Origin of the sequence: Roseibium sp. HPY-6, from assembly GCF_040530035.1 — a bacterium.
Classification (GTDB): Bacteria; Pseudomonadota; Alphaproteobacteria; order Rhizobiales; family Stappiaceae; genus Roseibium.
Genome location: NZ_JBEWCD010000005.1, coordinates 81,243 through 93,452, shown reverse-complemented (window position 1 = coordinate 93,452; position 12,210 = coordinate 81,243). Strand labels below are relative to the sequence as shown.

Below are 12,210 nucleotides of genomic sequence, written 5' to 3'. Positions count from 1 at the left end.
TCTTCCGCTCTTATCCCGATCGACCCGAACGTGTGTTCAGATCAGCGTCAGTCCTTTAGTAGCTCGTTTTGAACAGCTTGCAAAAACGCCTGAATTTTCTTTTCGTCACGCCTGTAAAATGTCCACTGACCGTGACGTTCCGCCACGACAAATCCGGCCTGTTTCAAGAGCCCCATGTAGTTGGAGATAGTGGACTGCGAGAGCCCTGCTTTCTCCTGAATGTAGCCGACGCAAACACCGTCCAGACCCGTGTGTTCGGGCAGGGCTGGCGGAAAATTTGTACGATCCTTCAGCCATTCCAATATTTTTCGCCGCGTTGGATTGTTAAGGGCGGCAATCGATTGCTCAATGTCCATAAATCGAAATATCTCGATATTTATTATTTTGTCAATAGTTGTTCTAGAGTGCCGGCAGAGTCCGCGTGCAGTCAATTCTGCTGCCTTTACCCGCGAGTCAATCAGCAAGTGCCCGGAAGCATAAATGAGTACAATGCCTTCCATTGCAACAGGCAGTCTTCTGAGTCTATCACTTGAAGCACGGACTAACGGGAGACCCACCATGGCACGCACGGCAACCCTTTATGACTACTGGCGTTCCTCGGCCAGTTACCGCGTGCGCATTGCCTTGAACCTTCTCTCAATTCCTGCCGATCTTCGTGCCGTTAATCTGTTGACCGGGGATCACAGATCGGCAAGCTATCTCGATCAGAACCCTCAGGGTCTGTTGCCAACGCTTGAGATCGACGGCAAGCAGTTAACACAATCTCTCGCCATCATCGAATACCTGCACGTGACGACACCCGGTTCAAAGCTTCTGCCGGATTCGGCTGACGGCCAGTATCACGTGCGCCGGCTTTCCGACGCGATTGCCATGGAGATCCATCCTGTCTGCAATCTAAGCGTTGCGCAGCGCGTCGTGGATCTCACGGGCGGTGGTGACGATGTCAAGGTCGACTGGATGCGACACTTCATTTCCAAAGGGTTGAGTGCATTCGAAAAGTTGCTGGAGGCCACGGAGGGACCATTTTGTTTCGGAGAAAACCCGACCATGGCCGATTGCTGCCTGATCCCGCAGCTCTACAACGCGGAACGATGGGGGGTCGACGTTTCCGGTTTCCAGCGAATAAGCGAAGCAGCACGTAGCGCCGGTGCCCTGACCGCTTTTCAAAACGCCCATCCTGACGCGGTCGGAGCACCGCAGGCGTAGCCCGGCGCAGGTCTATGGCCTGGTCCGGCTTACATGGCTCGTTGAATGCTGCTAACTATTCGATAATCCCAACAGCCCACTTCCTGCCGGACTTGGTCAGGAAATCCCGCTCTCGAGAAAATGACTGAACTTCCCAAAATTCTCGTTGCGCCGAACGGTGCACGAAGACAGAAATCCGACCATCCTGCCATTCCGCTCGACAATGACGCGCTGATTGCGGATTGCATCCGGTGCGCAGAGGCCGGAGCCGGTGGCGTTCATGCACATATCCGCGACGCGCAGGGCCGGCACAGCCTCGACCCTGATCTTTACAAGGATTTGCTTGCGCGCTTGGACCAGGCATTGCCGGGCTGGTTTGTTCAGGTTACGAGCGAGAGTGCAGGCAGGTACTCTGCTGCGGATCAAAGGAACCTGATTGAGGTTTTGCGCCCGAAATCAGTTTCGGTTGCGATCCGCGAGTTTATTCCGGATCCTGACGATCTGACAAAGGCCCGGCAAAGCTATCACCGGGCGCGCGAAAACGACGTCAGGATCCAGCATATCTGCTACTCGCAGACAGATCTAAATTGGCTCACCCAGCTCATTGAGAACGGGACAATCCCGGGAAACACCCATCAGGTGCAACTTGTCCTGGGCTCATATGACGGCAGCAGGAAAAGTCGGGCCGAAGACATCGAGGAGTTCATCGACCCGATGCTTGCGTTGAAAGGATCGCACGCATTCGACTGGATGCTTTGCGCTTTCGGACACCAGGAAACCGAATGTCTTTTGACGGCACTCAAGCTTGGCGGCAAGGCCAGGATAGGGTTCGAAAACTCACTTTGGAATCGGGATGGGTCCCTTGCCAAAAACAACGCTGAACGCGTGGAAGAACTTGTGTCGCTTGCCGCGGCCGAAGGGATCGGAGTTTGAGCGCAACACGGCGTTCGCGTCAGTGAAAGTGGTCTGACCAAGATCACCTGACCGTCACATCGCGCGCGCTTTCATCCTAGGGCATGGGGATGTCTGTCACATATTTAGGGACCTGGTAGCCACGCTGAACGGCTGGTCTGTCCGCAATCCTCATGTACCAGTCCTTGATATTCGGAAACTCTCCAAGATCGATTTCCTGCCACTCAAAGCGTGAAATCCAGGGCCAGCAGGCCATGTCTGTGATCGAGTATTCGCCCCTGCCGTCACCAGCGATGAAGTCGCGCTCAGCAAGACGTGTGTCGAGAACCCGATAGAGCCGTCGCGCCTCCGTGGAATAGCGTTCCTCGCTATATTCGGATTTGCCCTTGTTGTATTTGACGAAGTGATGAACCTGCCCGAGCATCGGGCCGAGTCCGCCCATCTGCCACATAAGCCATTCGATAGCGGGCCACCTTGCCTGTCCCTCGGGAAGGAACTTCCCGTATTTTTCAGCGAGATAAAGCATGATGGCGCCCGTTTCCATCATTGTGACCCCGGTCTCATGATCGACAATCGCGGGTATCCGGTTGTTCGGCGCAATTTTTAGAAAGTCGGGCTCATGCTGCTCGCCATTGGTGATGTCCACCGAGTGCGCGGTGTAGGCGATGCCAAGCTCTTCCAGGAGGATCGAAACCTTGCGGCCATTGGGAGTCGTCCAGGTATAGAAATCAATCACGTTCAATGCCTCTCAGTTTCGAAATCCAACCTCACGTACGGTCGGTTTGCGGAGCATCCTGATCGGAAACTGTTTGCCTGGTCAGGCGCCGGGAACTTTCATGCCCATGAAGTCGATCATGACGTTGTCGCGATAGGCGGGCCGCTCGCAGAGCCGGTCATAATACGCCCGCAGACCAGGAAGATCCGCCCGTTCGAAATCGAGCTCATAATACCGGTAAAGGAGCCCACCGATCTGATAGTCGACAAGGTTCAGCGTTTCCCCGCCAACATAGGGCCCCTCTATCAGACCCTCGAAAACCTTCATGGATTGCTTCAACGTGGCGACCGCATTGGCGACACCCTTGTTGTCGCGCTCATCTGCCGGGGTCCGAATGGTCTGCCAGAAGATCGTCGGGATAAGCGGCTGATAGATATGCTGCTTTGACATGTCGACCCAGCGCTCGATCTGGGCCGCAGCCATCGGATCATTAGGATGGCCGCCGTATTTGCGCATCAGATAGCGCAGGATGGCAGAGGACTCCGGCAGCGCCTGACCGTCCTCTTCCAGAACCGGCACCAGACCGAGGGGGTTCATGGCCAGAAATTCCGGCGTATCATTGCCGCCGAACGGCCCGCCGACATCGAGGCGTTCGTAGTCAACGCCGAGTTCTGCAAGACACCAGACCACGGGCTGAACGTTCGCGGAAGAAATGCGGCCATGAATTTTGATCATTGTCTCTATCCCTGAAAAACACGCCACCGCCAGAACGGCGGTGTGATTGGATAATCACCTTTTCTGCGCGCAAGACAAACCCCCGATCCAAACAAAGACGTGATCAGGAGGCCCAAACTGATTGCCGACAATACAAATGAGGAAGCGCTTCACCGTTGGTTCAGATACACCGGCCGCCATCGACTTCCAGCGCAGCACCCGTGATCATGCTTGCTTCATCGGAACACAGGAAACAGGCGGCGTTCCCCATATCCTCCGGTGTGGAGAAGCGCCCAATCGGGATCGTGGACAGGAACTTCGCCCTGATTGCAGGCGTATCTTCTCCCATGAAACTCTTCAGCAAGGGCGTCTCACCGGCGACAGGACAGATTGCATTGACGCGCACCCCTGACGGCGCGAGTTCAACGGCCATGGTCTTTGTCGCCGTGATCATCCAGCCCTTGGAGGCATTGTACCAGTTGAGCTTCGGGCGCGGACTGAGCCCTGCGGTCGACGCCACGTTCAGGATCGCCCCCTGTCCCGCGGCCGTCATCAAAGGCACGAAATGGCGCGCGGTGAGATAGACGGACTTGCAATTGACGGCAAAGACCTTGTCGAACTCGTCCTCGTCGACATCCTGCATCGGCATCGGCAGATGAGTGACACCCGCATTGTTCACGAGAATGTCCGGTACGCCGAGACGGGCCTCGGCAGTTTCGGCAAGTGACTGGACACTCGCGTTGCTGGACACATCAACCTGCACCGCAAGCCCGCTGACTTCCTTCGCAATCTCCTCTGCGAGGTCCATATTGAGATCCGCAATCAGGACCTTTGCACCTTCGGCTGCAAACTTGCGTACGATCCCCGCACCAAATCCCGATGCGCCGCCTGTTACGATAGCAGTTTTCCCCTGCAGCCTCATTTGGTCCTCCCGTTTTGATCATGGTGCCGTCCCGGACCTGATCCGGGATCAAATACAAAGTCTTTGCCAAGCCCCGCTTCAAGGTCGGAACATCGCTGCAACTGGATCAACAGATGTCCTTTCACCCGTGAAACGCCGCGACTGTTTTCAGTGTCGTGAAGCCGTAAAGCGCTTCGAACCCCTTCTCCCGGCCGTGCCCGGATTTACCAATGCCTCCGAAGGGCAGTTCGACCCCTCCGCCCGCGCCGTAATTGTTGATGAAGACCTGGCCGCTGCGGATCTTTCTGGCAAGACGCATTTGGCGCGCGCCGTCACGTGTCCAGATGCTGGCGACGAGCCCGTAGTCGGTTCCGTTGGCAATCGCAGCCGCTTCGTCTTCGTCGTCGAACGGAATGACAACCTGGACCGGCCCGAAGATTTCGTCTCGCGCCAGCGTATGGGCAGGCGGCACATCGGCGAACAGCGTCGGCCGGACATAATTCCCGCCTTCCGGCGCATTATGAAAATCGCCTTCAGCTGCCTTTTCAAGATCGTCGCCCCGATCCAGAAAGCTCGACACAATGCCCTGCTGCCGTGCAGAGATCAGGGGGCCTACGTCAAGATCGGCAAGGGCCGGCCCGACACGCAGCGCCGCGTATCGCTCGGCCATGCGTTCCACGACCTGATCATGCAGGGACCGCTGAACCAGTATCCGCGATGACGCCGAACAGGTCTGCCCCGCGTTCTGAATGCCCGCATTGACAAGAAACGGAAGCGCCGCGTCGATATCGGCGTCTTTGAACACGAGTTGAGGCGACTTGCCGCCCAGCTCCAGGGTCACGGGGACGACGTTTCGCGCTGCCGCTGTCTGAACCTGAACTCCGGCGGCGACCGAGCCGGTGAAGCTCACATGTTGTACGCCCGGGTGCGCTGCAAGAGCCGCACCCGCTTCCGCACCAAGCCCTGGAACCACGTTGAGAACACCATCCGGCAGACCGGCCTTTATTGCCAGATCGGCAAAGGCAAGCGCCGTCAGACAGGCATCTTCTGCAGGCTTCAGGACACAGGCATTTCCGGTCGCGAGCGCCGCACCAACCGAACGTCCGATGATCTGCATCGGATAGTTCCAGGGCACGATGTGCGCCGTGACGCCATAGGGTTCACGCAGCGTGTAGACCGTATACCCATCCAGATAGGGGATCGTTTCTCCATGCAGCTTGTCGGCGGCACCGCCGTAGAACTCCAGGTAACGCGCGAGTGCGATTGCATCCGCACGCGCCTGTTTCAGCGGCTTACCAACATCCAGGGCCTCGATGCGCGCAAGGTGCTCCACCTTCTCCAGAACCAGCTCCCGAAGACGGAACAGAAAGCGGCCACGCTCGACAGCTGTCGTTCGCCCCCATGCACCTTGCCCGGCGCTATGCGCCGCCGCAACAGCTGCATCGATATCCGCAGCCCTACCCCGGGCAATTGAACCTATCCGTTCGCCTGTCGACGGGTTGTTCAATGGCAGTTCTTCACCGCTTGCAGGTGCAACCCACTTGCCCTCTATCAGACACTTGGCCGGGTCGAACCATAGCTCCGGATCATCAGTCATGGCATCTCCTTCAGGCCACATCTGCCGGCAGGACCGGCGCTGCGGCAACAAGCTGCTTGGTATAGTCATCTTTGGGGGCATCGAAGACCCTGTCCGTCGGACCCTCTTCGACAATTCTGCCTGATTTCATGACGAGCACCCGTTCGGTGATCGACCGCACCACACTGAGGTCGTGCGATATGAAAAGATAGGTCAGGCCGAACTTGCCGCTGAGATCGGCAAGCAGATCGAGGACCTGCGCGCGCACGGAAACATCCAGGGCCGACACCGCTTCGTCCAGGATGATCAGATCCGGCCTGATAATCAGCGCGCGCGCAATCGCGATACGCTGGCGCTGCCCGCCGCTGAATTCATGAATGTACTTTTTGCGGTCGTCGACTGACAGACCGACGCTCTCCAGAGCCTCGGCAATCGCATCATCCCGCGCTGACCCGCCTGGGGGCGTATCCAGAAGGTGATAAGGTTCGGTGATCAGCCGGTCGACGCGCCAGCGAGGATTGAAGCTGCCATAAGGATCCTGGAATACCACCTGCATACGACGGCGCACCTCCCGGTTGGCGTGGTGATCCTGCATCACGGGCATGCCATCAAGGACAATGTCACCTTTTTGGATCTCCTCAAGGCCGAGAATAGCCCGCGTCAGCGTTGATTTTCCGCAACCAGATTCTCCGACGAGCCCAAGGCTCTCCCCCTTACGGATTTCAAAACTGACGCCATCCACGGCACGAAACTGCGTGGCCTGCCCCCACCAGCCATGCAGGTGCGTCTGGTATTCCCGAACGACATCGCGCACTTCCAGAAGCGGAACCTCCTGCGCCGCGCCGCTGCGCTCGGGCACGTGACTGGAGGCTTGCAGCAGCGCGCGGGAGTAGGGGTGCTGGATGTTGCGAAACAGATGATGCGCCGAACCGCTTTCCACGACTTCACCGGTGCGCATGATCACGAGATCGTCGGCAAGATCGGCAACGACCGCGAGATCATGACTGATCAGCATCAGCCCCATATCGTCCTCTGAAACCAGCCGCTTCAGAAGCGCAAGAATCTGTGCTTGCGTAGTCACGTCGAGCGCTGTTGTCGGCTCATCGGCGATCAGCAGTTTCGGCCGGAGAGCTATCGCCATGGCAATCACAACCCGCTGCCTTTGACCGCCGGAAAGTTCATGCGGATACCGCGACAGCGGAAACTTTTCCTCCGGCAATTCAGCCCGGCGCAAGGCCTCGGCCGCCCGTGTCATTGCCTCTGTGCGGGATACCCTTTCGTGAACGAGAATGGTTTCGGCAACCTGGGCGCCGATGGTCTGAAGCGGATTGAGCGCCGTCATGGGCTCCTGGAACACCATGCCGACCTCCTTGCCGCGCAGGCTGCACAGTTCCTGTTCACTAGCAGCCAGAAGATCCTGGCTCGAAAGCTCAATCCGCCCTCGACACGCAGCACCGTGCGGCAGCAGCTGCAGAACGCTGAACGCCGTCATCGACTTTCCGGACCCGCTTTCACCGATGACACCCAGAATGTGGCCCGCCTCAACCCTCATGGAGACATCCTTGAGGATTGACGTTCCGTGGATCGTCAGAGACAGGTTTTCAATCGTCAGTAGGCTCACGCTCTGGACCTCCTGAGCTTCGGATCGAGCAGGTCTCGCAAGCCGTCTCCCAAAAGGTTCAAGCCAAGCACCGTCAGCAGGATGGCGAGACCGGGAAAGAGGGCGAGATGCGGCGCAAGCGAGATCATTGTCTGACTGTCGGCAAGCATGCGCCCCCAGCTTGCCGTCGGGGGTTGCGCGCCGAGACCAACATAACTGAGCCCCGCTTCGGCAAGAATTCCAAGCGAGAATTGAATGGTTCCCTGAACAATGAGCAGGTTCATCACATTCGGCAGTATGTGTTCGACTGAGATCCGCGCCCGACCCTTGCCGGCAACCCGCGCCGCCATCACATATTCCCGGCTCCAAAGCGTCAGCGCAGCGCCGCGTGTCAGGCGTGCAAAGACGGGAATATTGAAAATCCCGATTGCGATGATTGCGTTAAGCGCCGATGCGCCGAAAACGGCCGTGATCATTACGGCGATCAGCAGGCTCGGAAACGCGAACACGAGGTCGTTCGAGCGCATGATCACTTCGTCGGGCAGACTGCCCTTGCGCGCAGCGGCAGCAAGGCCAAGCGGCACTCCAGCCAGCATGCCGATACCGACGGCCACCAGCGCAACAGCAATGGAGGTGCGCGCGCCCACCATGATCATGCTCAAGATGTCCCGCCCGAACTGATCCGTCCCCAGAGGATGCACCAGACTGGGGGTCTTCATTCGATCGGCGATGTTCAAGATGGTGATGTCGTAAGGCACCCAGATCAGGCTGAAAATGGCAGCGCCTGTGAACAGCAGCGTCAGAATTGCCCCTGGCAGCATAGAGCGGTTGTGCAACAACGCTTTCATCGCCGCCTCCGCAACCGTGGATCGACCAGCGCATAGGCAAGGTCTACGGCGAAGTTGACCACGATGACGGCAAACACCAGCAGCATGACCACGCTTTCAACGACAATCAGGTCGCGCGAGCTGATCGCCTGAAAGACAAGGCGCCCGAGACCGGGCAGGTAGAAGACATTCTCGATGATGATGGCACCGGCCAGCAGGAAGGAAAACTGAAGCCCCATGATCGTGAGAACGGGAATAAGCGCATTCCGCAAGGCGTGACGCCACATGGCCTGACCTTTGGTGAGACCCTTCGCCCGCGCCGAGCGGATGAAATCCTCACCGAGCGTATCGAGCAGACTGGAGCGCATGACGCGCGTCAGGATGCTCGCCTGCGGCAGGGCAAGTGCAATCGCCGGCAGGGTCAGGGCCTTCATGCCCGCGAGAAAACCTTCATCCCAACCGGGAAATCCGCCCGCGGAAAACCAGCGCAGATTGATCGCGAACACCAGCACCATCAGCATGGCGAACCAGAAGTTCGGGATGGCAACGCCGAGCTGCGTCACGCCCATGACCCCGGTATCGACAAGCGAGCCACGTCTGGACGCGGCCCAGATCCCGGCAGGAAAAGCAATCAGCGTGCTGAGCGTCAAGGCATAGAGCGCCAGCGGAAGTGACACCCATAAGCGCTCGCCGATCAGTTCGGAAACCGGTGTTCTGTAGGTGTAGGAAGTCCCGAAATCGCCAACCAGAAGCCCCCCTGCCCATGAAAGATAGCGCTGAAGGATGGTCCCGTTCAGGCCGAGTTGCTCACGCAAGGCGTTGAGCGTGTCTTCCTGGGCGTTGATCCCCAGCATGTAGGCGGCCGGATCGCCTGGCACGACTTCAAGTGCCAGGAAGATCACGATGGATGCGGCCACGAGGCTCAATCCGAGAGACAAAAGGCGTTTCAGGAAGTATTGCAGCATGTGGCGGTCACGTGCCTGTCGGCCGGAAGTCTCCAGGGAGCATTGCTATCAGGAAAAGACGAACGCCCGCCGGACAGCAAGCGCTCATGATCATTGTCGCTATTCTTCCCAGGATACAGCCGTCAGGTCGGTCGCCTGGGTTGGCTGATTTTTCCAAAGACCCTTGATCCGCGCGTCGGCGACCGTTGGAAACGCGAGCTGGAAGAGGTATCCGTTGACATAGTCCTTGGCGATCATTTCTTCAGCTTGCTTGAGCAAGTCTGACCGTTTCTCAGGATCATTCTCACTGGTGATCGCCTCGAACAGCTTCTGAAACTCCGGATTGTCGTACTGGAAGTAGTAGTCCGGGCGCGCGTAGATGCCGATATCCATCGGTTCTGTGTGGCTGACGATGGTCAGTCCGTAATCCTTGCCCCGGAACACCTGCTCAAGCCATTGCGCCCATTCCAGATTGGTGATTTCCGTCTCGATGCCGACGGCCCGGAGCTGCGAGGCAATGATCTCGCCACCACGGCGCGCATAAGAAGGCGGCGGCAGTTTCAGCGTTGTTTCGAAACCGTCCGGGAACCCGGCCTCAGCCAGAAGTTTCTTTGACAGCTCCGGGTCATGCGCGCTGAGTTCGGTGAGATCGACATAGTCCGGATTATGCGGGGCGAAATGGGTTCCGATCGGCGTGCCATACCCGAACATCGCGCCATCGATAATCGCCTGACGATCGATCGCATGGGCCACCGCTTGGCGGACTTTGGCATTATCAAACGGAGGCAGCTTGTTGTTCATGGCAAGGATCGTCTCGCCCTCGGTCGAACCGACAAGCACCTGGAACCGTGGATCCGCTTCGAATTGCGGCAGGTTTTCAGGTGCCGGAAAACCGACAAACGCATTCACATCTTCCGCCATCACCGAGGCAAAGGCCGCAGTCGGATCAGAAATGAACTTGAAAGTTACAGTGTCGAGATTTGCCGGCGTCCCCCAGTAATCCGGGTTCTTTTCCAGGTCGATCCGGTCACCCTGGACCCAGTCTGAGAACTTGAACGCGCCTGTTCCGACCGGATTGGTCTTGATGTCTGCGATGGTCTCGGGCGCAACAATCACAGCGTCACCCCAGGCCATATTGAACAGGAAATTGCTGTTGGCCTCTTTCAGGGTCACGGTCACCGTCTGAGGGTCGACGACCTCGACACTTTCAATGCCTGCAAAGAGGGCCTTCTGTGCATTGGCACTGTCGTCTGCGCGCGCACGATCCAGGCTGAACTTGACGTCTTCAGACGTCATCTCCGTCCCGTCGTGGAACTTCACACCCTCATGAAGTTTGAATGTGTAGGTTTTACCGTCTTCGGAGATTTCCCAGCTCTCTGCAAGTCCGGGATTGACGGAACCGTCTGGCCCGAACCGGGTCAGGCCTTCAAACACGTTTGAATACAGCACGGAATCGATCGCGCCGGCTGCCGCACTGGTCGGGTCCAGATGCGGTGGTTCAAGCTGCATCGCAACGATGATGTCGCTCTTGGCTTCGGCGATGCCAATGCTTGCGGCCAGTGCCAGGGCGCTGATCAGCCCACTCCCAAACTTATTCAATCCCATAGCTCTCCCCATCCTTCTGTGCCGCCGCATTCCGGCTTTGCCAACAGTTCGATCGGCGACCGACCCAAGACCTTTTCTGAACCTAGCATATTCTCTGTCGAGGCATCTTCGCCCGTTTTGTGTGTCAAATCCAGAATACCCGGTCCGCTGTCGGGCAGCCTGCACCTCGTCGATTTGGTCTTCAAACAAAAACCACCTGTCTATGGTCGCTCGGCAATTGTCCGGGCCGCAAGAAACGGGAAGTCCGGCAAATTGGAGTCAGCGTGTTTCCACCGTTGCTCCGCTGGTCAACTTCCCGAATCAGCGGGTCGGTCAAGGTGATGCCGTTTCGGAGCATTTTGGCAAATCTACCGATAACTATGCTACCGTAGCACTACGGTGCCAATACCGTAGAAGCACGGTGACCTATGCACGAATTTGAAGCACTTGCTTTCGATTACGCTCCGATGGGACTGGCATTGACCGAGCACCGCATCATCCGAACGTGCAACCAGACCTTTGCGGACATGTTCGGATATCGCAAGGACCAGCTGATCGGGAAGAGCTTCAGGCTGCTTTACGGGTCCGATGAGGAATTTCACCAAATCCGCGACATCGGACTGAAACCGCTGAGTCAGTCCCTGCCCTATACAGACGAACGCCTGATGCAGCGGGCCGACGGTTCCCGGATATGGTGCCGGTTCCGCGCCAGAACGCTGACACCGGACGTGCCGCTTGCAAGGACAGTCCTCAGCTTTGCCTTGATTGATAACGCACAAAGCGGACCGACACTCACCCCGCGGGAACGCGACGTTCTGTTGCTTTTATCCAAGGGACAGACAAGCAAGGAAATGGCGCGGGTCCTTGGCGTTTCGCCGCGCACAGTGGAGGACGTCCGCGCGAGACTTCTAAAAAAATTCAAGGTGAAAAACGTGGCTGTGTTGCTGGGAAGACTGTCCGGTCACCGCACATCGAAACCGTGACTCAGATTGCGGGGTCAAATATCTGATTTTGTGGAATTTTCAGAGCTCCGCGCCAGGCATTGTTGATACTGCCGACACCTTGGCAAAGTGCCAATCTGCGGGGATATCCGCCTAAAACCGGTTTTGGGCGTGCGCTCACCTCCAAGGCGCACCGCAGCATTACGCCCTAAAAAAGGCGAAGGCGGACGAAATTCACTGCAATTTATTTTGAGATCGAAATTTTTGCGAAACCCGAAAGTTTAAGTTGCCAGCAAGGGCGAAAGTCCCAT

12 protein-coding genes are annotated in these 12,210 nt (G+C 57.5%); 3 read left to right on the top strand and 9 right to left on the bottom strand.

What is annotated here, in order from left to right; translation table 11 throughout:
- Window positions 1–47: 47 nt before the first annotated feature.
- Complete coding sequence (locus ABVF61_RS31935; RefSeq protein ID WP_353997666.1) at window positions 48–500, bottom strand: ArsR/SmtB family transcription factor; 453 nt, start codon at window positions 498–500, stop codon at window positions 48–50.
- A gap of 58 nt (window positions 501–558) precedes the next feature.
- Here ABVF61_RS31935 and maiA point away from each other — a divergent pair, with 58 nt between their 5' ends.
- Together maiA and ABVF61_RS31925 are read left to right on the top strand one after the other, a co-directional pair.
- Window positions 559–1,206: a maleylacetoacetate isomerase gene (maiA, locus tag ABVF61_RS31930; RefSeq protein WP_353997665.1), complete on the top strand. Its 648-nt coding sequence runs from the start codon at window positions 559–561 to the stop codon at window positions 1,204–1,206.
- A 120-nt stretch (window positions 1,207–1,326) separates the two neighbouring features.
- Window positions 1,327–2,118: a beta-keto acid cleavage family enzyme gene (locus ABVF61_RS31925; protein WP_353997664.1), complete on the top strand. Its 792-nt coding sequence runs from the start codon at window positions 1,327–1,329 to the stop codon at window positions 2,116–2,118.
- Window positions 2,119–2,194: 76 nt separating this feature from the next.
- Here the strand turns inward: ABVF61_RS31925 and ABVF61_RS31920 are convergent, their stop codons facing one another.
- The 8 genes from ABVF61_RS31920 to ABVF61_RS31885 form a co-directional block, all read right to left on the bottom strand.
- Window positions 2,195–2,833 carry a glutathione S-transferase family protein gene (locus tag ABVF61_RS31920; protein ID WP_353997663.1) on the bottom strand — a complete coding sequence of 213 codons (639 nt, stop codon included), beginning with the start codon at window positions 2,831–2,833 and terminating at the stop codon, window positions 2,195–2,197.
- Between the two features lie 81 nt (window positions 2,834–2,914).
- Entirely contained in the window at window positions 2,915–3,547 is a 633-nt protein-coding gene (locus tag ABVF61_RS31915; RefSeq protein WP_353997662.1) for a glutathione S-transferase family protein, read from the bottom strand.
- Between the two features lie 160 nt (window positions 3,548–3,707).
- Window positions 3,708–4,448 (bottom strand): SDR family oxidoreductase, encoded by a 741-nt coding sequence (locus ABVF61_RS31910; RefSeq protein WP_353997661.1) that lies wholly within the window; start codon window positions 4,446–4,448, stop codon window positions 3,708–3,710.
- 121 nt (window positions 4,449–4,569) lie between these two features.
- A complete protein-coding gene (locus ABVF61_RS31905; RefSeq protein WP_353997660.1) occupies window positions 4,570–6,024 on the bottom strand; it encodes an aldehyde dehydrogenase family protein in 1,455 nt (484 codons plus the stop codon).
- A 10-nt stretch (window positions 6,025–6,034) separates the two neighbouring features.
- Window positions 6,035–7,624 (bottom strand): ABC transporter ATP-binding protein, encoded by a 1,590-nt coding sequence (locus ABVF61_RS31900; protein ID WP_353997659.1) that lies wholly within the window; start codon window positions 7,622–7,624, stop codon window positions 6,035–6,037.
- Window positions 7,621–8,451: an ABC transporter permease gene (locus ABVF61_RS31895; RefSeq protein ID WP_353997658.1), complete on the bottom strand. Its 831-nt coding sequence runs from the start codon at window positions 8,449–8,451 to the stop codon at window positions 7,621–7,623. The genes ABVF61_RS31900 and ABVF61_RS31895 overlap by 4 nt, the downstream gene beginning before the upstream one ends.
- On the bottom strand, window positions 8,448–9,395 hold the full coding sequence (locus ABVF61_RS31890) for an ABC transporter permease (protein WP_353997657.1): 948 nt from the start codon (window positions 9,393–9,395) through the stop codon (window positions 8,448–8,450). The genes ABVF61_RS31895 and ABVF61_RS31890 overlap by 4 nt, the downstream gene beginning before the upstream one ends.
- Before the next feature lie 99 nt (window positions 9,396–9,494).
- Window positions 9,495–10,979, bottom strand: a complete 1,485-nt coding sequence (locus ABVF61_RS31885; protein WP_353997656.1) for an ABC transporter substrate-binding protein — start codon at window positions 10,977–10,979, stop codon at window positions 9,495–9,497.
- A 407-nt stretch (window positions 10,980–11,386) separates the two neighbouring features.
- Here ABVF61_RS31885 and ABVF61_RS31880 point away from each other — a divergent pair, with 407 nt between their 5' ends.
- Window positions 11,387–11,941 (top strand): LuxR C-terminal-related transcriptional regulator, encoded by a 555-nt coding sequence (locus ABVF61_RS31880; RefSeq protein ID WP_353997655.1) that lies wholly within the window; start codon window positions 11,387–11,389, stop codon window positions 11,939–11,941.
- Window positions 11,942–12,210: the final 269 nt, after the last annotated feature.